Genomic DNA, 20158 nt, shown 5'->3' on the forward strand with positions numbered 1-20158 from the left:
TGCCAACCCCAACTGTAGGACGTCACTGGCACTCGGTCAATCCGAGTGCCAGCGCGCCTCGCGCTGCCCCGCACCTGGGAGGATCGGGGCATGGACGCCGCCGAACTGACCCAGCTGCTGACCCCGGCGGGGATGGACCTGCTCGACCGTACGCCGTCCGTCTCGGACGGCGGCGAGATCGTCCGGGTGGTCTCACGTCTGCGGGCCGAGGGCCACGACCCGGCGCTCGTCGCGGCGGTCCTCACCCAGGCGAAGCTCCGGCAGAAGGCCCGCGGCAAGTTCGGTGACTTCGCCGCGCGCATGCTCTTCACCGCCGCCGGGCTCGAGCAGGCGACCCGACTGCAGGTCGCCGCGCAGCACGCCGGACGGTTCGCCGCCGCCGGCCTGACCCGTGTCGCCGACCTCGGCTGCGGGATCGGCGGGGACGCGCTCGCGATGGCGGCGCTCGACCTCGACGTCACCGCCGTCGACCGGGACGAGGTGACGGCGGCCGTCGCGACGCACAACCTCGCGCCGTGGCCGAACGCCCGCGTCGAGCTCGGCGATGCCGCCACGTTCGACATCACCTCCGTGGACGGGGTCTGGATGGACCCGGCCCGCCGGACCAGCGGGCACTCGGACACCCGACGACTCGCCGACCCGGACGACTGGTCGCCCTCGCTCGACACGGTGTTCGCGGCGGCGACGACCACCCCCACCGGCGTCAAGCTCGGCCCGGGCATCGACCGCGACCTGATCCCCGACACCGCTGAAGCGCAGTGGACGTCGGTCGACCGGGAGGTCGTCGAACTCGCCCTGTGGTTCGGCCCGCTCGCCCGTCCGGGCGTCCGGCGCGCGGCGACCGTCATCGGCACCCACGGCATCGCCGAACTGACGGGGGCCGCCGACGCCGAGGACGTCGAGGTCGGGTCGCTCGGGGCGTACCTCTACGAGCCCGACGGGGCCGTCATCCGCGCCCGGTTGATCGGGGACCTGGCGCGGTCGATCGACGGGCGCATGCTCTCCGAGGGCATCGCCTACGTGACGAGCGACCGGGCGTTCGTGACGCCGTTCGCGCAGGGGTTCCGCGTCCTCGACACGATGCCGCTCGACGTGAAGCGCCTCGCCGCCCGGCTGGCGGCCGACGACATCGGCACGGTCGAGATCAAGAAGCGCGGCGTCGACGTGGACCCGGCCGAGTTCCGCAAGCGCCTGCGCCTGCGGGGCCGCGGTCGCGTCACGCTCGTGCTCACCAGAGTGGAGGGTCGCCACACGGCCGTCCTGTGCGAGCGGCTGGACGACGTGACCGGCTGAGACGACGAACGGGCACCGCCGTCCTGGCGGTGCCCGTTCGTCGAGGCGGAACCGCCCCGGTGCTGCCGGTCAGGCGATGAGCGCGCTGGCGCCGGAGGTGTCGTACCCGTCGTAGCCGTCGTAGCCGTAGCCGCCCGACCCCGGGTTCTGTGAGGCGAACACGACGAACGAGATGAACAGGATGACGCCGAGCAGGGAGATCGCCGTCAGGATCCAGCCGCCGATGACACCGGCCAGCGCGAGACCGCGGCCCTGCTCCCCGGTCTGTCGGATGCGGCCGAGGGCGATGTGGCCCATGATCGCGCCGGCCGGGCTGGTGAGGACCGTGAGCGGTCCGAAGACGAGTCCACCGAAGGCGAAGACGATCGACAGGATCGCGAGGGCGCTCGTCCTGCGCGGCTGCCCGTAGGGGTTCTGGCTCGTGGCGGCGTACGGGTTGTACGCGGCTGCGCCCTGTTGGCCGTACTGCTGCTGGCCGTACTGCTGCTGGTTCGAGGAGGGCTTCTGCGACCCGTACTGGCCCTGCTGGGCGTAGGCCCCGGGCTGCGGGTAGGCGCTCTGCCCGGACTGCTGCCCGTACGGGTCCTGCGAGCCCCACGAAGTCGGTGTCCCGTACTGACCCGATCGGCCGGAGGTCGCCTGGCCGTACTGACCGGCGGCACCGTACTGCCCCGCCGACCCGTACTGGCCGGGCGTCGCGTACGGGCTCTGCTGTCCGGGCGAGGAGGCCCCTCCGCTGCGGTCCCCCACGGGGTCCGTGACGCCCTGCGCCGCCGAACCCTGCCCGGAGGACGCGAACGGGTCGCGCGTCACCGGCTGGTGCGCGCGGTCCGGATCGGCAGGCGTCGCAGCCGACGCCTGACCCGACGTCTGGTCGGACACCTGGTCCGGCGTCTCGTCCGGCGTCGATCGGTCGTTCTGGTCGGACACGTTGCACCCCTCCCGGCGACCGGGCGGCCACCGGCACCGATCCTCCCACACGGTTCCCGGGACCGTTCAGGAGCGGGACCGGCCGGGGTCGTGCCCGGTCACACCTGGACGGTCGTCACCGGCAGGGTCGAGTCGGCCGCGATGCCGAGGTCGCTCGAGGCGTGCCCCTCGGCGACGAGCCGGGCCCCGACCGCCGCGATCATCGCCCCGTTGTCGGTGCAGAGGTCGAACGGCGGGATCCGCAACGCCACCCCGGCTTCCGCGCATCGCTCCTCGGCCACCTGCCGCAGCCGGGCGTTCGCGACGACCCCGCCGCCGAGCAGCAGCCGGTCGACGCCGGTGTCCCGGCACGCGGCCAACGCCTTGGTCAGCAGGACGTCGACCACGGCCTCGCGGAAGCTCGCGGCGACGTCGGCGACGGGCACCTCGCGCCCCTCGTCCCGGCAGCGTTCGACCCAGCGGGCCACGGCGGTCTTCAGCCCGGAGAACGAGAAGTCGTACCGGTGTGCCGCCATGTCCTTCGGCAGGGTCAGGCCCCGGGGGAACCGGATGGCCGTCGGATCGCCCTCGGCTGCCACACGGTCGATCTGGGGCCCGCCGGGGTACGGCAGGCCGAGGAGCCGCGCCACCTTGTCGAACGCCTCACCCGCGGCGTCGTCGATGGTCTCGCCGAGCAGCTCGACGTCGCCGACCAGGTCGCGCACGAGGAGCAACGACGTGTGCCCGCCGGAGACGAGCAACGCCACGGTCGGGAGTTCGATCTCGGAGCCGTCGGTGCGCAGGACGTCCGCACCGACGTGTCCGACCAGGTGGTTCACGCCGTACAGGGGCTTGCCCGTCACCACGGCGAGCGCCTTCGCCGCGCCGACGCCGACCATGAGCGCGCCGGCGAGCCCCGGGCCCGCGGTCACCGCGACGGCGTCGAGCTCGTCGAGCGTCACCCCGGCCTGCTCGAGCGCCTGGTGCAGGGTCGGTGTCATCGCCTCGAGGTGTGCCCGCGCGGCGACCTCGGGCACGACGCCGCCGTAGCGGGCGTGCTCGTCCATGCTCGACGCGATGACGTTGGCGAGCAGGGTGGTCCCGCGCACGATGCCGACGCCGGTCTCGTCGCAGCTCGTCTCGATGCCGAGCACCAGTGGTTCAGCCGCGGTCATCGAGCGCCTCCTGTCCGATCGGGCCGGGTCCGGGTCCGGGCTCCGCGTCGGCCCCGAGCTCGGCTCGCATCACCCACGCGTCGACCCCGTCCGGCTGGTAGTACCGCGGCCGGGTGGCGATGTGCTCGAACCCGAACCCGGTGTACATCGTCTGCGCCACCGGGTTGTCCGCGCGGACCTCGAGGAACACCTCGTGCACCCCGCGGCGACGCGCCTCGTCGAGGAGCTCCGCGAACAGCACCCGGCCGAGGCCCTTGCCACGTTGGTCGGCCGCGACCGCGATGGTCTGCACGTCCGCGACCGGGTTGCCGGGCAGCGAGGACAGCCCCGCGTACCCGACCACCGTCGGCGCCGTACCCTCGTCCGTGGTCTCGATGACGACGTAGTACCCGTGCGGGGAGTGCAGCTCGCCGGACATCTGCGAGGCCGACCAGGCATCGGTCGGGAACGACACGTGCTCGAGCCACATGACGTCGTCGAGATCCTGCGGGTGCGCGCGTCGGAGCCGCAGCCCGTCGGGCAGCGCGGCCGTCACCGGGCCACCCGCTTCGGCGCTCCCGGCACCGTCACGTCGGGTTCGCGCAGGTACACCGGGGTGTCGGCGGCCAGGGGCGTGCCGGAGGCGAGCCGGTCCGCGGCGAGCACCCCGAGCCTCCCGGCCGGGAGGCTCGCGGCCGTCACGCGCCGCCAGCCGACGGCCTCCGGACGGGAGGCCCGCAGCACGTCGTCCAGGTCAGCCGGCTTCGCGAGTCCCGGACCTGCGACACGCGTACCGGAGGCGTCGTAGGCGCTCCAGGCGACCTCCCGACGGCGGGCGTCGGTGAGGACGACGAGCGGCCCGGGCTCCCCCGCGGCGACCGCGTCGTGGCTGACGAGCGGGAGGAACGGGACGGCGCGGGCGGCGGCGAAGGTGCGGGCGGCGGCGATGCCGACCCGGAGGCCGGTGAAGGGGCCGGGACCCATGCCGGCGACGACGCCCGTGACGTCCGACGGGGTGGCCTCGGCTGCACGCAGGACCTCGTCGAGGAACGGGCCGATCACCTCGGCGTGGCGACGGGTGTCGTCGGTCGCGCGCTCGGCGAGGACCTGCCGGGTCGTCGGGTCGACGACGGCGACCGAGGTCCCGGCGGAGGTGTCGATCGCGAGCAGCACTCGTCCATCGTAGGCGCGGACGGCCACCCGCCCTACGCTGACGAGGTGGACCGCGATGCCCTGCTCGAGCACGTCCGGACGCTCCGTGCCTCGGCACGGTCACCGATCGTCGTCGGGGTGTCCGGCCACTGCGGGTCCGGCAAGTCGACGCTCGCCAGGGCCCTCGTCGACCACATGCCGGGGGCGGTCCGGATCCGCGGTGACGACTTCCTCGACCCGACCCGGTCGCACCGACGATCGACTGACTGGGACGGCGTCGAACGCCTGCGTCTCGGCTCGGAGGTCCTCGAACCGCACCGCGCTGGCCGGACGGGATCGTTCCGCCGCTTCGACTGGTCGACCCGGGCGCTCGGTCGACCGGAACCGCTGCCGGTGACCGACGTGCTCGTCGTCGACCTGATCGGGCTCTTCCACCCGGAGGTCCGGTCATTCCTCGACCTGACGGTCTGGTGTGACGTGGACCTCGATGAAGCGGCCCGACGCGGGATGGCCCGTGATCACGAGCTCGGACGGGCGCACGACGACCTGTGGCGCGACGTGTGGATCCCGAACGACCGGGCGTTCGCCGAGCGGTTCGGCCCGCGGGACTCTGCGGACGTGCGGTACCGCTCGCGCGGCCGCCCATCGACGCCCGGGAACGGGTGAAGCCGCCGTGACCCGAGGGACTACGACGGCTTCCAGAACCCGAGCAGCCTTCCGACTGCGGGACTATCCATCGATAGTAGCGTGCCGTGGGTGATCCCGGCTCCCACGTACGACGAACAGCGAGCGCTGATCGCGAGCCTCGCGCCCGCTCGGCTGCGCCGCTTCCGTGCGGCGGTCGGCGGCGCTGACCGCGCCGCGGTCGAACTGGCTCTCGTCGACGCATCGTTGGCCTCGCATCTGCACGCGGTCTTGCGCTTCGTCGAGGTCGCGTTGCGCGAGCACCTGCACAGGGCTCTCACGGCGCATTTCGGGCCCCGCTGGTTCGAGACGCAGCGGGACTCGTTCGACGAGGACCTCCTCCGACAGGTGGAGACGGCGATCACGCGCGTGGGCGTCGGGGCGCAACCGGGCCAGGTCGTCGCGCAGCTCATGCTGGGGGCTTGGGTCGCCGTGTTGGGCCGCGGTGGCCGCAGACCCGACGGAACGAAGGCGTCCTACACCGAAACGCTCTGGGAACCAGCGCTCAGCCCCGCGTTCCCGGGTCGGACGCGTCGGGACGTCCACCGGATCGCCCTGCGCCTCAACTGGGCCCGCAACCGCATCAACCACTGTGAGCCCGTCGTCTTCGGGTTCCCCCAGCCGGGGATCGGATCGGAGGGACGCCAGCTCCGCCGTTCTCCGGGACGCATCCTCGAGGATGCGCGCATGCTCACCGCCGCGCTGAGTCCCGAACTCGGAGCGTGGACGAGGCGGTGGGACGCGGTGGACGCCCTGGTCCAGGACGAGCGCGCGCTGTCCGCCCTCGACCACATCGCGACGGATCGGCGCGTGTCGCTGGAGCGGTGAGCAAGAGGCGGCACGACTGGGGCATCGGGCGGGCGGTCGGCGGACGAGCCGCGTGCGCTCGTCCGCCGATCGCTCACAACCGCGGGTCGACCGCCTCCGACTCGAGCGCCAGCACGCCGAACACCGGCTGGTGCACCCGCCACAACGGCTCCCGCTCGACGAAGCGCGCGAGCGACTCGAGCCCGAGTGCGTACTCCCGCAGCGCCATCGACCGCTTGTGCCCGAGGTCCCGGTCCTTCAGGCGCGTGAGGTTCGCCGGTGCCGTGTACTCCGGCCCGTAGATGATCCGCAGGTACTCGCGGCCGCGGACCTTCACGCCCGGCTGCACGAGCCCCTTCGGCCCGAGGGTCAGGTTCGACTCCGGCTTCACGACGGCGCCCTCACCCCCGGCACCGGTCAGCTCCTGCCACCAGTCGACCCCGGCGGCGCGGGACACGTCGTCGTGTACGTCCACGAGCAGCGACCGCGTGGCACGGACGACACCGGGCGCGGCGGCGGCGAGGCGTCCCGCCACCTCCATGTGCCAGCCGTGCGGCCGGTCCGCGAACGTCCGCCCCTCGGCCGCGAGGACCTGGAAGGGCGCGAACCGCACGTCGTCGATGCCCGTCGCGGGTGCCGCGTAGCGCCGGTAGGACTCGGTGTACGCGGCGGCGTCGACCGCTCGCTGCTCCGTCCGGGCCAGCAGGTCCGTGACGTCCACGCCGGCGTCACGGGCCGCGGCGAGCGCCGTCAGTGTCGCGGGGAACGCCCCGGCCGCTGCCGCACCGACCTCGGCGTACCAGTCGCGGATCATGCCCTCGGCCTTGACCGCCCACGGCAGCACCTCGCCGTCGAGGAGCACCCAGTCGGAGTCGAGCTCCGCCCAGAGGCCGGCCGCCTCGAGCGCGGTGTCGAGCCGGGACAGGAACGTCGCGGTGTCGGCCTCGTCGAAGAACGCACGACCGGTGCGCGTGGTCACGACCCCGCGCCAGCCCGCCGGGGCGTCGAAGCGCGCCGGGTCTCGGGTGAGGAGCACGGTGGCCCGGGAGCCCATGTGCTTCTCCTCCATCCGCACCGTGTCGACGCCCTGACCCCGGTAGTACGCGAACGCCTCGTCCGGGTGCTCGAGGTGGTCGGGGCGTGCGGACGTCGCCACCGGACTCATCGTCGGCGGCAGGTACGGGAGCCACCGCGGGTCGACCGCGAAGCGGCTCATCACCTCGAGCGCGCCGGCGGCGTTCTCGGCGCGGACGCCGACCCGGCCGTGGTGCCGGGTCTCGACGACCTGCTTGCCGGTGACGTCCTCGATCGGGAGCAGCCCGGGGACGCGACGGGGCGAGGCGGGGGTGACGGCGGGCCTCCCGGCCGGACTGGGGGCTCGTCCGCCGTCCGTCTCGTCGGCACGCGTTTCCGACGTGCCCGGCGCGCGCAACGGCTCGAGGGGCTTGGCGGCCTCGTAGTGGACGCGCTCGGCGTCCACCTGCACGACCTCGCGCTCCGGGTAGCGGAGCGCCGAGAGCTTCCCGCCGAACACGCACCCGGTGTCGAGGCACATCGTGCCGTTGATCCACTCGGCGTCCACGGTCGGCGTGTGGCCGTAGAGGACCATCGCCCGACCGCGGTAGTCGTCCGCCCACGGCAGCCGCACCGGCAGTCCGTACTCGTCGCTCTCACCGGTCGTGTCGCCGTACAGCGCGAAGGAGCGGACCCGTCCGGAGGCCCGGCCCTGGTACTGCTCCTTGAGGCCGGCGTGCGCGACGACCAGCTGGCCGTCATCGAGCACGAGGTGCCCCACGAGGGCGCGACAGAACTCGCGCACCTCGGTGCGGAACACGTCCGGCTCGGCGGCGAGTTGCGCGAGCGTCTCGGCGAGGCCGTGGCCGGTCTGCACCTTCCGGCCGTCGAGCGCGCGGACGAGCTTGTCCTCGTGGTTGCCCGGGACGGCGAGCGCGTGACCGTTCCGCACCATGCCCATCACGAGCCGGAGGACGCCCGGGCTGTCCGGGCCACGGTCGACGAGGTCGCCGAGGAACACCGCGCGGCGTCCCTCGGGGTGGACGGCGTCGACGGGCCGCCCGGTGTCGTCACGGAGGAGCGTCCAGCCGAGTCGTCCGAGCAGTGACTCGAGCTCGGACCGGCAGCCGTGCACGTCGCCGATGACGTCGAACGGGCCGTGCTCGTCCGTCCGGTCGTTGAGCAGCGGCTCGCGGACGATCGTCGCGGCGGCGATCTCGTCCTCGCCGTGCAGGACGTGGACGCGGCGGAAGCCCTCCTTGCCGAGGCCCTTCAGCCCGCGGCGGAGCTGCCCCTGCTGGCGCCGGACCACGTCGGCGCCGAACTCCCGGCCGGTGCGGGCCGCGTTGCGGGCGAGGCACAGGGCCGCCGGGACGTCGAGGACGATGGCGACCGGCAGGACGTCGTGCTCACGGGCGAGCCGGACGAAGTCCCGGCGGGCCTCGGCCTGGACGTTCGTCGCGTCGATGACGGTGAGCAGTCCGGCGCGCAGACGCCGGGCGGCGACGTGCTTCAGGGCCTCGAACGCGGCGGGGGTCGCAGCCTGGTCGTCCTCGTCGTTCGAGACGAGCCCGCGGAAGAAGTCGCTCGACAGGGTCTCGAAGCGACCGAAGTGCTGCGCGGCGAACGTCGACTTGCCGGAGCCGCTCGTGCCGACGAGCAGCACGAGGGACATGGTCGGGATCGGCAGGGCGGTCATGCGTCGGTGCCTCCGGTCGGGCTGGTGCTGCGGGTCGTCGTCGTACGGCGGAACAGGGCGAGCTGCGTGGGCGGGCCCACCTCGGGGTCGTCCTCGCCCACGGGGCGGAACTCGACGGTGTACCCGTGCCGGTCGCCGGCGGCCTGCGCCCACGCCCGGAACTCGGCACGGGTCCACTCGAACCGGTGGTCGGGGTGCCGGAAGCGCCCGGCCGCCAGGTGCTCGTAGCGCACGTTGTGCTCCGCGTTCGGTGTCGTGAGGACGACGGCACCCGGCCGTGCGGCCTGGAACACCGAGGCCTCGAGGGCCGACAGCCGCGCGGGGTCGACGTGTTCGACGACCTCCATGAGGACGACCGCGTCGAGTCCCGCGATCCGGTCGTCGGAGTACGTCACCGAGGACTGCAGCAACCGCACGCGGGCACGCTGCTCGTCGCTGACGTCGTCCAGCCGCAGTCGACGTTCGGCGCGGGCGAGCTCCCGAGGTGCCACGTCGGTGCCGATGACCGTCGTGAAGGAGCGGTCCGCGAAGAGGTGCCGGAGCAGAGCGCCCTCGCCGCAGCCGACGTCAGCGACCGTGCGGGCCTGGACATCGGCGAGCGCCGCGAGCACCGCCTCGGCGCGCCGGTGGTACAGCGGCGTCTCGGTGTGCAGGTCGTCGATGAGAGGTGACGCGTCGACCGTTGCCGTGCCTCCCGGCTCGGTGGCCCGGCGCACACCGTCCTCGGCCCCGGCGTCGATCCTCCCGCCGTCCGCGACACCGGCGTCGAGACCGGCGTCCACGCCGAGGAGGCGCGAGGTCGCGTCGTCCACGAGCCCGCGCTGGTGGGCGAGCGAGCGGGTCGTGATGAGTTCGCGGAGCGGGTGCTCGGCGAGCCACCCCTCGCCGCGGCGGAGCAGCATGCCGACCTCGTCGTCGCCGACCCAGTAGTGCTTCGCGTCGTCGAGGACCGGCAGCAGCACGGTGAGCTGTCGCAGTGCGTCGGCGAGTCGGACCTGCCCCTGGAGCCGGAGCCCGACGGTGGCGGCGTCACCCCACTCGGGCCGGGTCTCGTCGAGCGGCGGTCGGGTCTCCTCGACGGTCCAGCCGAGCGGCGCGAACAACCGCGTCGCGAGCCCCGTCCCGTGCTCGTCGACCTCGCTCGGCACGCTGGTGAGGGCGAGTTCGAGGTCCATCGGTGCCGCGGCCCGCTCCGGACGGGAGGTGCTCCGGCCGCCCATGGCGCTCCGGAACACCTGCCCGATCGCGAGCGCGAGCATCGACGTCGATGCGTAGGGCCGGTCGTTCACGTACCGCGAGAGGGCCTGCGCGTCGGCGCCGTACCGCTTGCTCCGGGCGAGGGCGATCGCGTCGACCTCGAGGAGCAGTGCCGCGGTGCACGTGGTCGTCGTGTCGGCGGGGTAGAAGACGTGCGCCGTGCCGACGCTGAGGTCGAACGACTGCGCGCGCCCGGGGTGCTTGTGGAGCAGGTGCGAGAGGTCCGGCGCAGCCTCGCCGCGAGTGGTGATGGTCACGAGCATCCGTGGCCTCCGATCGTCGTCGTCCGGCGTCCTGCCGTCCGGCGGGTCGAGGCCGGAGAGTGAGCCTAGTACGACGACGTGGCGGACCGGGAGCACAGGCGGCCCCAGCAGACTGGGACGTCGACCGAGCAGCCACCTCCGGCGCCGGTCGACCCGGACAGGAGGCCCGTGATGGTCGTGTACGACAGCCGACCGGTCCGACGTGCCCGCCAGGTCGTCACCGACCTCCTCGTCCTCGTCGGTCTGGTCCTCTCCGTGGTGGTGGGCAGGGAGGTCGCCGGCTCGATCGAACGGCTCGCGTCCATCGGCACCCGCGTGCAGGACGAGGGCTCGGCGTTTCAGCGGCAACTGTCGGCGACGGCACGGGCCCTGGCGGACATCCCCCTCGCCGGCGACGCCGTGAGCGCGCCGCTGCGGAAGGCGAGCGAGCACGCGGGCGCCGTCGCGGCCGCGGGAGCGCAGCAGCACGACACCGCCGTCCACCTGGCGCACCTCGTCGGCGGCGGCCTCACCGTCGTGTTCGTCGTGGTCCTGCTCCTCGTCTGGACGCGCACCCGTGGCCGGTTCGTCCGCGCCGCGACCGCTACCCGCGAGGTCGACCGTGGGACGGACGGGACCGAGGTCCTGGCGCTCCGGGCACTCGTCGGACGCGACGCCGTGACCGCGCTCGGCCCCGGGGTCGTCGACCGGTGGCGGGAGCGGGACCCGGCGACCATCGCGGCCCTCGCCGACCTCGAGCGCCGCAGCTGCGGGCTGCGGAGCCGTCCCGGTCGGCCCTGACCCGGACTGCCGGTGTCTTGTCGGGCGGGCAGCCCGGCGGTACCGTCACGGCATCGACGAAGGAGTCCCGATGCCCGCGCGCTTCGTGTACTGGATGAACGTCTCGCTCGACCTGCTCATCGAGCGGGACCACGGCGACCACAGCGGCCTCGAGGGGCCCGACTGGCTCCGCATCGACGGCCCACTGCACCGGGAGTTCAACGCCCGTGCCCGCGCGATGACGATGTTCGTCGAGGGGCGGGTCGTCCGCGACATGATGGACCCGTTCTGGCCGGACGCCCGAGCGGACGAGTCGCTGCCGGAGTGGTTCCGCGAGTTCGGGCACATCTGGACCGACATCCCGAAGGTCCTGGTGTCGCGGACCCGGACGGCCGCCGACCACCACACCCGGGTCATCGGCGGTGACGACGCGATCGCTCAGCTCGCGGCCCTGCGGCAGGAGTCCGAGGGGGACATCGCGGTCGGCGGGGCGACCCTCGCCACGCAGCTGCTCGCCGCGGGGCTCGTCGACGAGCTCCTGCTGTACACGCACCCCGCGGTCCTCGGCGCCGGTCGACCGCTCTTCGACGAACCGGTCCCGGAGCCCCTGCTGCTCGACCTCCTCGAACAGCGCGCGTTCCCCGACGGTGTCACCCTGCACCGGTACGCGGTGCGGGGAGCGACGGCGTGAACGCGCCGGAGCGGCAGTGCCCGGTCGGGGCGAGGGTCGAGGGCGCTCGTTGCGGGTTCGGGTCTCCGCGACGAGCGCCCTCGCGCTACGACGCCGTCGGGTACGACGCGTGGTCACGACGAGGCCAGCCCGGGAACAGGGATCGGGCATCCGCGGCAGGGTCCGCGGTGTAGCGCGGGCGACGCTACGCCGTTCGCGCTCGATACCCAAGCGTTTCGAGCATGTTGGCCGATCTCCGCGGTCTCGGACGGGAGGCCCACACCCTGTCAGGGACGCCCGTGCGGTGGTCCGGGCCTCCCGTCCGGCCCGGGAACCGGCCCGGGACGGCGGGTCAGAGCGTGACGCCCTGCCAGCGCGGTCCAATACCGGTGACGACGACCCGGCGGGGCTCGTCCGGGACGTCGTCCGGGTCGACGTCCTCGCCGGTCTCGGCGGCACCACCGGTCGCGCGGCCGATCTCGACGTCCAGGACGCTGTCGCTGACTCCGTCGACCATGCCGCGGCCCCACTCGACGACGACGATCGAGCCGTCCCAGTCGAGGTCCAGGTCGTCGAGCTCCACCGGGTCGCTCAGCCGGTAGGCATCCACGTGGACGAGGTCCGGGCCGGCGGTGGTCGGGTGGGTGCGAGCGAGCACGAAGGTGGGGCTGGAGACCTGGCCGCGGGCGCCGAGCGCGGACCCGAGGCCGCGCGTCATGGTGGTCTTGCCGGCACCGAGCGGTCCGGTGAGCACCACGAGGTCCCCGGCGCGCAGCACCCGGGCCAGGCGCGCGCCCAGCGCCCCCATCTGCTCCGTCGTGTCGACCGTGGTGTCGAGCAGGACGGTCACGTCCGCTCCCCGCGCAGGTACTCGCCGACCCGGCCCGCACCGGAGTGGCCCTCGTGCACGCGCTGGACCCGCCTGCCGATCCGGCAGACGACCTCCTCGCCGATGGTGTCGATCGCGGCCGCCCACTCGAGCACGGTCATCTCGCCGTCCTCGCCGGTCCCGAACAGGGTCACCGGGTCACCGACGCGGACGTCGTCGTCACCGACGTCGACCAGGAACTGGTCCATCGCGACCCGACCGGCGATCGGGTACCTGGTGCCGTTGATCGCGACCTCGACCCGGCCCTGCGCCGCCCGTGAGACGCCGTCCGCGTACCCGACGGGCACGAGCGCCAGGGTCGTCTCGGCGTCGGTGCGGTACGTGTAGTCGTAGGAGACACCGGTGCCGACCGGCACGCGCTTGGTCTTCGCGACCGAGGCGGTCAGGGTCATCACGGGCCGCAGGCCGAGATCCGCGGCGGAGACCCCGTCGGCGCCGGGGATGCCGAACAGGTTCGCCCCCATCCGGACCATGTCCTTCCGGAACTCCTTGCGTTCGAGACCGGCGAGCGAGGCGGCGACGTGCTCCCACCGGATGTCGAGACCGAGGTCCTCGGCCTGCTCGACCATGGCGTCGAAGTGCGCAACGGCCGCGGCGTCGTCGGCGTCGGAGGTCTCCGCCAGGTGGGTGTACGCGGCGACGACCTCGATCCGGCCGGCGCGCTGCGCGTCACGGGCGAGCTCGACGAGGGCCGGCCACTCCCGGGCGCTCGCACCGTCGCGGTGCAGCCCGCTGTCGACGCCGAGGTGCACGCGGGCCGGACGCTGGTCGACGGCGTCCAGGACGCGTCGCAGCTCGGCGACGTTCGAGACGCCCAGGTCGACGGCGGAGTCGATCGCGTCGCGGAAGTCCAGGCCGGGGTCGTGCTGCCACGTGAACAGCCGGACGTCCTCACCGACGCCGATCGACCGCAGCCGGAGGGCGGCCGGGACCGTGAGGACCCCGATCCACCGGGTGCCGGCATCCACCGCGGTCAGGGCGATCGCCTCGAGACCGTGCCCGTAGGCGTCGGCCTTCATGATCGCCATGAGCTCGACGGGGTCCATCCACGACCGGACGAGGTCGAGGTTCGCGCGGTAGGCGTCCAGGTCGATGACCGCCCGGCGGAGCGGTGCGCTCACGTCGTCCTCCGTTCCACGCTGCGGCCGACCCTGGCGACCACCTCGTAGTTGATCGTGCCGATCGCGTCGGCCCACTCCTCCACCGCGGGGTCGCCGTTCGCCGGGTCGCCCCAGAGCACGACCTCGTCCCCGATCGAGACGTCGGCGTCACCGATGTCGATGTGCATGGCGTTCATCGCCACCCGTCCGACCACCGGGAAGCGGCGGTCGCCGATGCGGACGGACACGGCGTTGCCGGACCCGCGGTCGAAGCCGTCCGCGTAGCCGAGGCCGATCACCGCGAGCCTCGTGTCACGCTCCGCCCGCCACGTGTACCCGTACGAGACACCGTCGCCGGCGGGCACCGCGATGGTCCGGAGCACGGCGGCGGTCACCCGCATCGCGGGCCGGAGCCCGAGGTCGGCCGAGGTCCGGTCCGGGAACGGGCTCAGCCCGTACAGCGCGAGCCCCACCCGTGCCAGGTCCCGGCGGGTCTCCGGGAGCGCCAGACTGCCGGCGCTGGCGGCGAGGTGCACCACGTCCGGCTGGATGCCGACCGCGGCCAGGCCGTCCAGCGCCCGCTGGAGCGCGGCGTCCTGGTCGAGGTCGTCGGCGCGCGACGCGTTCGACAGGTGGGACATCACACCCTCGATCCGGGTGCGGTCCCCGCCGCGGGACAGCGCCGCCGCCGTCGCGAAGAGCTCGGGCCACTCGGACTCGACCGCGCCGTTGCGGCTCAGGCCGGTGTCCACGACCAGGTGGACCGCGGGCACGTCGGCGTCGGCAGCGGTCGCGAGCTGCTCGACGCTGGAGACCGCCGGGGTGATGCCGTACCGGGCCGCGCGCCGGAAGTCCTCGTCCGGGGCGTGCAGCCACGCGAGGACACGGACGCCCTCGTCGATCCCGGCCCGCCGGAGCGCGACCGCCTCGTCGAGGTCGGCGACGCCGAGCCAGTCCGCGCCGGCGTCCACGAGCGCACGGGCCACCTCGACGGCGCCGTGCCCGTACGCGTCGGCCTTCACCACCGCGACGACGCCCGCCGGGGCCACCTGTCCGGCGATCGTCGCGTAGTTGGCGATCAGCGCCTCCCGGTCGACGGTCACCCCCGTGAACGCGCTCACGCGATCGGTCCTTCCGTTGCAGGCCGCTCCCGGCCCTCGATGACGACGAACGCCGTCGCGATCCCGCCGTCGTGCGACAGCGAGAGGTGCACGTGCGAGACCCCGCGGTCGTCCGCCACCCGCTGCGCCCCCTCGTGCAGGGTGAGCGACGGGTTCCGCTGGTCGTCCGCGACGACCTCGAGCTCCCGCCAGCGCAGGCCGGCGCTCGACCCGAAGGCCTTGATCAGGGCCTCCTTCGCGGCGAACCGGGCGGCGAGCGACGCCACCGGGCGCGGCTCGCCGTCCCGCAGTTGCTCGGCGTCGGTGAACAGCCGCGACCGCAGCGCGGGGGTCCGGGTCAGGACCCGCTCGAACCGTTCCAGGTCGACCACGTCGACCCCGATGCCGATGATCACGTTGCGACTACTCGACGGTGACCGACTTCGCGAGGTTGCGCGGCTGGTCGACGTCGAGGCCCTTGGCCGCGGCGAGCTCCATGCCGAACATGTGCAGCGGGGCCACGGCGAGCAGCGGCTCGAACAGCGGCGTCGCGAGCGGGATCCGCAGGACCTCGTCCGCGAAGGGCAGCACGGCGGCGTCGCCCTCTTCGGCGATCGCGATCACCCGGGCGCCGCGGGCGCGGATCTCCTGGATGTTCGAGACGACCTTCGGGTGCAGCGACCGGGCGTCACGCGGCGACGGGACGATGACGAAGACGATCTGGCCGGGCTCGATGAGCGCGATCGGACCGTGCTTGAGCTCACCGGCGGCGAAGCCCTCGGCGTGGATGTACGCGAGCTCCTTGAGCTTGAGCGCGCCTTCGAGCGCGATCGGGTACCCGACGTGGCGGCCGAGGAACAGCACGCTCCGGGTGTCCGCCATCCACTTCGCCAGCTCGGCGACACCGGAGGCGTCCTCGATCGTCTGCTGCAGCTTCTCGGGGAGCCCCTCGAGCTCGGCGACCTGCTCGGCGACCTGCTCGGCGGTCAGCGTGCCACGCAGCGTGGCGAGGTGCAGCCCGAGCAGGTACAGCGCGACACCCTGCGCCAGGAAGGCCTTCGTCGAGGCCACCGCGACCTCGGGCCCGGCGTGCGTGTAGATCACGGCGTCGGACTCACGCGGGATCGTCGCGCCCTGCGTGTTGCAGATCGAGAGGACCTGGGCGCCCTGCTCGCGGGCGTACTTGACGGCCATGAGGGTGTCCATGGTCTCGCCGGACTGACTGATCGAGACGACCAGGGTGCGGTCGTTCAACACCGGGTCGCGGTAGCGGAACTCGTGGGCGAGCTCGACCTCCACCGGGACGCGTGCCCACTGCTCGATGGCGTACTTGCCGAGCATGCCGGCGTAGGCCGCGGTGCCGCAGGCGATGACGATGACGCGGTCCACCTGCTGCAGGCGTTCGGCGATCGGATCGAGGTCGGTCAGCGTGACCGCGCCCTCGTGCACGCGGCCGAGGACCGTGTTGCGCACGGCCTCGGGCTCCTCACTGATCTCCTTCGCCATGAACGAGGACCAGCCGCCCTTGTCGGCGGCCGAGGCGTCCCAGTTCACCTCGAACTCGCTCGGCTCGGCCGGGGTGCCGTCGAAGTGGATGACGTCGACGCCGTCGGGACGGATCGTGGCGATCTCGTCCTGCCCGATCGAGAGCGCTCGCTGCGTGTAGGCCACGAACGCGGCGACGTCCGAGCCCATGAAGTTCTCGCCGTCCCCGAGCCCCACCACGAGGGGCGAGTTGCGCCGGGCGCCGACGACGACGCCGGGCTGGTCGGCGTGCACGACGAGGAGCGTGAACGCCCCTTCGAGCCGTGCCACGGTGCGACGCATCGCCTCGGTCAGGTCGTGCGTCTCGTGGAACTCCCGCGCCACGAGGTGTGCGGCGACCTCGGAGTCGGTCTCGCTCGTGAACGAGACGCCCTCGGCCAGGAGTTCGTCCTTCAGCGGGGCGAAGTTCTCGATGATGCCGTTGTGGATGAGGGCGAGCTTGCCGCCGTCGGCCAGGTGCGGGTGCGCGTTCTCGTCGGTCGGGCCGCCGTGCGTCGCCCAGCGGGTGTGCCCGATGCCGGTGCCGCCGTCCGCGATGGGGTTGGCGTCCAGCTCGTCGACGAGCATCTGGAGCTTGCCGGCCTTCTTGGCCGAGGTCATGTCACCGGAGGGGTCGACCACGGCGATGCCCGCCGAGTCGTACCCGCGGTACTCGAGACGGCGGAGGCCCCCGAGGAGGACGTCCGTGCTGCTGTTGCTGCCGACGTAGCCGACGATTCCACACATGGGATCGATCCTACGGGCACTGCCGGGAGCACCCTGCGAGCCGCCCCGGAGGTGGGGATAGCCTCCGGACATGGGACGCTTCGACGACATCGCGATCACCACCCTCACGGGTGAGACCACCACCTTCGGCAGCTTCGGTGACAAGGCGGTGCTCGTGGTGAACGTCGCCTCGCGGTGCGGGCTCGCGCCGCAGTACGAACAGCTCGAGGAGCTGCAGCGCACGTACGGCCCGCGGGGCTTCACCGTGCTCGGTTTCCCGAGCAACCAGTTCCTGCAGGAGCTCGGCTCGTCCGAGGCCATCGAGGAGTACTGCTCCACCACGTGGGGCGTCAGCTTCCCGATGTCCGAGAAGGTCAAGGTGAACGGCCGGTCCGCGCACCCGCTCTACCGGGAACTCACGCAGGCTCCGGACGCGTCGGGCAAGGCCGGTCGCGTGATCTGGAACTTCGAGAAGTTCCTCGTGGCACCGGACGGCACCGTCACCCGCTTCCGCCCGACGGTCACGCCGGACGCCCCCGAGGTCGTCGCCGCCATCGAGGCGGCCCTCCCCGCCTGACCCGGAGCCCGGCCGGGAGGCCCACCCACCGTCGGCGACGTCGCTGACCGGGGGCGGGCCTCCCGGCTGGGTACGCTCGACCCCATGCCGATCCCGGAGACGACCGTCGCGCACCCCACTCCCTTCGTGGAGATCCCCCGCGACGAGTGGTCGCAGCTCGCACCGAAGGAGCACCTCTCCCTCACCGAGACCGAGATCGTGCAGCTGCGCGGCCTCGGCGACCGCCTCGACATCACCGAGGTGCAGGACGTCTACCTGCCGCTCTCGCGCCTGTTGACGTTGTACGCGGCCGGTGCGCGGGACCTCCACGCCGAGACCAGCCGGTTCCTCGGCGAACGTGCGGGTCGGACCCCCTTCGTCATCGGCGTCGCCGGATCGGTGGCGGTCGGCAAGAGCACCGTGGCGCGCCTGCTCCGCGAACTCACCAAGCGCTGGCCGGACACGCCCCGCGTCGAACTCGTGACGACCGACGGCTTCCTGTACCCGAACGCCGAGCTCGAGCGGCGCGGGATCATGGACCGCAAGGGCTTCCCCGAGTCGTACGACCGCCGGTCCCTGCTGCGGTTCGTCAGCAACGTGAAGAGCGGCGCTGCCGAGGTCCGCGCGCCGTACTACTCGCACCTGGTCTACGACATCGTGCCCGACGCCGAGATCGTCGTGCGACAGCCGGACATCCTCATCGTCGAGGGGCTCAACGTGCTCGCACCGCCGGTGCACGGGCGCCTGGCGCTGTCCGACCTCTTCGACTTCACCATCTACGTCGACGCGAAGACGAAGGACATCGAGTCCTGGTACGTGGACCGGTTCCTGGCGCTGCAGGAGCAGGCGTTCTCGAGCCCCGACTCGTTCTTCCACCGCTTCGCCGACCTGTCCCGCGAGGACGCCGTCCGCACCGCCACCGAGGTCTGGCGGGCGATCAACGAGCCGAACCTGCTCGAGAACGTCCTGCCGACCCGCTCCCGCGCAACGCTGGTGCTCAAGAAGGCGGCGGACCACAAGGTGACGAGCGTCCTGCTCCGCAAGATCTGACCCGGAGCGGGTCGCGACGCGCACGGCCCGACCGGGGTCCCGCCCCGCGACGACGAACGCGCCCCGTCGGAACGGGGCGCGTCGTCTGCGACCGGGCGCGATCGGCGCCGAGGGCCGCGGGCGACTCAGCGAGCTGCGGGCGACACCGCGAGGCGCGAGCGCGCCGCTACGCGGCCTCGAGCGTCAGGCGCGCACGGACGACGTCCGCGAGTTCCTCGGCGACGCGCTGGGCGTCCTCCTGGCTGGCGGCCTCGACCATGACGCGGACGACCGGCTCCGTGCCCGACGGACGCAGGAGCACCCGGCCGGTGTCGCCGAGCGCGTCGGTGGCGGCGGCGATCGCGTCCTGCACACCCTGGTCCTGCAGCCCGTGCCGGTCGACGCCCTTCACGTTGAGGAGCACCTGCGGGAACACGGTCATGCACGCGGCGAGTTCGCCGAGCGTCTTGCCGGTGCGCGCCATCTCGGCGACGAGGTGGAGGCCCGTCAGGACCCCGTCGCCCGTCGTCGCGTAGTCGTTGAAGATGATGTGGCCGGACTGCTCGCCACCGAGCGAGAAGCCGCCCTCGTTCATCCTCTCGAGCACGTAGCGGTCACCGACGCCGGTCTCGAGCACCGTGATGCCCGCGGCCGCCATGGCCCGCTTGAGACCGAGGTTCGACATGACGGTGGCGACGAGGGTGTCGTCCACCAGGCGGCCGCGCTCCTTGAGCGACAGCGCCAGGATCGCCATGATCTGGTCGCCGTCCACCGCGTTGCCGTCGGCGTCCACGGCGAGGCACCGGTCCGCGTCGCCGTCGTGCGCGATGCCGACGTCGGCGCCGGCCTCGAGCACCGCGCGGGCCAGGTTGTCGATGTGGGTCGAGCCGACGCCGTCGTTGATGTTGATGCCGTTCGGGTCGGCACCGATGAGCGTCACCTTCGCACCCGCGTTGACGAAGACCTCGGGCGAGACGCCGGAGGCTGCCCCGTTGGCGCAGTCGAGCACGACGTGGAGCCCGTCGAGCCGGTGCGGCAGCGTGCCGAGCAGGTGCACGACGTAGCGGTCCTCGGCGTCGGCGAAGCGCGTGATGCGTCCGACCTCGGCACCCGTGGGGGTCGGCGCGGACTGGTCGTGCATGGCCGCTTCGATGCGGTCCTCGACCTCGTCCGGCAGCTTGCGACCACCTGCGGCGAAGAACTTGATCCCGTTGTCCGGCGCGGGGTTGTGCGACGCGGAGATCATCACGCCGAAGTCGGCGTCGATGTCGGCGACGAGGTACGCCGCTGCGGGAGTGGGGATGACTCCGGCGTCGAGGACGTCGACGCCGGCGGAGGCGAGTCCGGCTGCCACGGCGGCGCCCAGGAACTCGCCGGAGACGCGCGGGTCGCGCGCCAGCACGGCCCGCGGGCGCGTGCGACCGGACGCTCGACGAGCGTCCGCATGGTGTCCGTGCGTGAGCACGGCCGCGCTCGCCTGGGCAAGGCCCAGTGCGAGCGCGGCCGTCAACTCGCCGTTGGCGAGGCCACGAACGCCGTCGGTACCGAACAGACGCGGCATGCGATCTCCCGC

The 20158-nt window shown here is 73.0% G+C and carries 19 protein-coding genes; 7 read left to right on the forward strand and 12 right to left on the reverse strand.

The window, feature by feature from the left end:
• Positions 1 to 90 precede the first annotated feature (90 nt).
• Entirely contained in the window at positions 91 to 1293 is a 1203-nt protein-coding gene (locus tag DEI83_RS00965) for a class I SAM-dependent methyltransferase (protein ID WP_111079960.1), read from the forward strand.
• 69 nt (positions 1294 to 1362) lie between these two features.
• Here DEI83_RS00965 and DEI83_RS16310 read toward each other — a convergent pair whose 3' ends face one another.
• From DEI83_RS16310 to tsaB, 4 genes are all read right to left on the reverse strand, one after another.
• Entirely contained in the window at positions 1363 to 2223 is an 861-nt protein-coding gene (locus DEI83_RS16310; RefSeq protein WP_181431018.1) for a DUF4190 domain-containing protein, read from the reverse strand.
• 98 nt (positions 2224 to 2321) lie between these two features.
• Complete coding sequence (gene tsaD, locus DEI83_RS00975; RefSeq protein WP_111079962.1) at positions 2322 to 3377, reverse strand: tRNA (adenosine(37)-N6)-threonylcarbamoyltransferase complex transferase subunit TsaD; 1056 nt, start codon at positions 3375 to 3377, stop codon at positions 2322 to 2324.
• Entirely contained in the window at positions 3364 to 3912 is a 549-nt protein-coding gene (gene rimI, locus DEI83_RS00980) for a ribosomal protein S18-alanine N-acetyltransferase (RefSeq protein WP_258371000.1), read from the reverse strand. Before rimI ends, tsaD begins: the two co-directional genes overlap by 14 nt.
• On the reverse strand, positions 3909 to 4529 hold the full coding sequence (gene tsaB, locus DEI83_RS00985) for a tRNA (adenosine(37)-N6)-threonylcarbamoyltransferase complex dimerization subunit type 1 TsaB (protein ID WP_111079963.1): 621 nt from the start codon (positions 4527 to 4529) through the stop codon (positions 3909 to 3911). The genes rimI and tsaB overlap by 4 nt, the downstream gene beginning before the upstream one ends.
• Positions 4530 to 4574: 45 nt before the next feature.
• Between tsaB and DEI83_RS00990 the strand changes: the two genes are divergently transcribed.
• On the forward strand, positions 4575 to 5174 hold the full coding sequence (locus tag DEI83_RS00990; RefSeq protein ID WP_111080114.1) for a uridine kinase: 600 nt from the start codon (positions 4575 to 4577) through the stop codon (positions 5172 to 5174).
• Between the two features lie 90 nt (positions 5175 to 5264).
• Positions 5265 to 6020 carry a hypothetical protein gene (locus tag DEI83_RS00995; protein ID WP_146243203.1) on the forward strand — a complete coding sequence of 252 codons (756 nt, stop codon included), beginning with the start codon at positions 5265 to 5267 and terminating at the stop codon, positions 6018 to 6020.
• A gap of 73 nt (positions 6021 to 6093) precedes the next feature.
• Here DEI83_RS00995 and DEI83_RS01000 read toward each other — a convergent pair whose 3' ends face one another.
• Together DEI83_RS01000 and DEI83_RS01005 are read right to left on the reverse strand one after the other, a co-directional pair.
• Positions 6094 to 8712, reverse strand: a complete 2619-nt coding sequence (locus DEI83_RS01000) for a polynucleotide kinase-phosphatase (RefSeq protein WP_111079965.1) — start codon at positions 8710 to 8712, stop codon at positions 6094 to 6096.
• The gene (locus tag DEI83_RS01005; RefSeq protein WP_111079966.1) at positions 8709 to 10232 is read right to left on the reverse strand and encodes a 3' terminal RNA ribose 2'-O-methyltransferase Hen1; all 1524 of its coding nucleotides are present in this window, start codon (positions 10230 to 10232) and stop codon (positions 8709 to 8711) included. Before DEI83_RS01005 ends, DEI83_RS01000 begins: the two co-directional genes overlap by 4 nt.
• A gap of 171 nt (positions 10233 to 10403) precedes the next feature.
• Here DEI83_RS01005 and DEI83_RS01010 point away from each other — a divergent pair, with 171 nt between their 5' ends.
• On the forward strand, positions 10404 to 11012 hold the full coding sequence (locus DEI83_RS01010) for a hypothetical protein (protein WP_111079967.1): 609 nt from the start codon (positions 10404 to 10406) through the stop codon (positions 11010 to 11012).
• A 70-nt stretch (positions 11013 to 11082) separates the two neighbouring features.
• The gene (locus DEI83_RS01015; RefSeq protein WP_111079968.1) at positions 11083 to 11682 is read left to right on the forward strand and encodes a dihydrofolate reductase family protein; all 600 of its coding nucleotides are present in this window, start codon (positions 11083 to 11085) and stop codon (positions 11680 to 11682) included.
• Positions 11683 to 12013: 331 nt separating this feature from the next.
• Here DEI83_RS01015 and tsaE read toward each other — a convergent pair whose 3' ends face one another.
• From tsaE to glmS, 5 genes are read right to left on the reverse strand one after another with little or no spacing between them, the layout of a single operon-like run.
• On the reverse strand, positions 12014 to 12469 hold the full coding sequence (tsaE, locus tag DEI83_RS01020) for a tRNA (adenosine(37)-N6)-threonylcarbamoyltransferase complex ATPase subunit type 1 TsaE (protein ID WP_111080115.1): 456 nt from the start codon (positions 12467 to 12469) through the stop codon (positions 12014 to 12016).
• A 38-nt stretch (positions 12470 to 12507) separates the two neighbouring features.
• Entirely contained in the window at positions 12508 to 13671 is a 1164-nt protein-coding gene (alr, locus tag DEI83_RS01025; protein ID WP_181431019.1) for an alanine racemase, read from the reverse strand.
• On the reverse strand, positions 13668 to 14771 hold the full coding sequence (gene alr, locus DEI83_RS01030; RefSeq protein WP_111079970.1) for an alanine racemase: 1104 nt from the start codon (positions 14769 to 14771) through the stop codon (positions 13668 to 13670). The genes alr (DEI83_RS01025) and alr (DEI83_RS01030) overlap by 4 nt, the downstream gene beginning before the upstream one ends.
• A complete protein-coding gene (locus DEI83_RS01035; protein WP_111079971.1) occupies positions 14768 to 15166 on the reverse strand; it encodes a holo-ACP synthase in 399 nt (132 codons plus the stop codon). The genes alr (DEI83_RS01030) and DEI83_RS01035 overlap by 4 nt, the downstream gene beginning before the upstream one ends.
• Before the next feature lie 7 nt (positions 15167 to 15173).
• A complete protein-coding gene (gene glmS, locus DEI83_RS01040; protein ID WP_111079972.1) occupies positions 15174 to 17021 on the reverse strand; it encodes a glutamine--fructose-6-phosphate transaminase (isomerizing) in 1848 nt (615 codons plus the stop codon).
• Between the two features lie 70 nt (positions 17022 to 17091).
• Here glmS and DEI83_RS01045 point away from each other — a divergent pair, with 70 nt between their 5' ends.
• Together DEI83_RS01045 and coaA are read left to right on the forward strand one after the other, a co-directional pair.
• Positions 17092 to 17577 (forward strand): glutathione peroxidase, encoded by a 486-nt coding sequence (locus DEI83_RS01045; protein ID WP_111079973.1) that lies wholly within the window; start codon positions 17092 to 17094, stop codon positions 17575 to 17577.
• A gap of 84 nt (positions 17578 to 17661) precedes the next feature.
• Positions 17662 to 18606: a type I pantothenate kinase gene (coaA, locus tag DEI83_RS01050; protein WP_111079974.1), complete on the forward strand. Its 945-nt coding sequence runs from the start codon at positions 17662 to 17664 to the stop codon at positions 18604 to 18606.
• A gap of 166 nt (positions 18607 to 18772) precedes the next feature.
• Here the strand turns inward: coaA and glmM are convergent, their stop codons facing one another.
• Positions 18773 to 20146 (reverse strand): phosphoglucosamine mutase, encoded by a 1374-nt coding sequence (gene glmM / locus DEI83_RS01055; RefSeq protein WP_111079975.1) that lies wholly within the window; start codon positions 20144 to 20146, stop codon positions 18773 to 18775.
• Between the last annotated feature and the right edge of the window lie 12 nt (positions 20147 to 20158).

The sequence above is a fragment of the Curtobacterium sp. MCBD17_021 genome (assembly GCF_003234525.1).
Lineage (GTDB): Bacteria > Actinomycetota > Actinomycetes > Actinomycetales > Microbacteriaceae > Curtobacterium.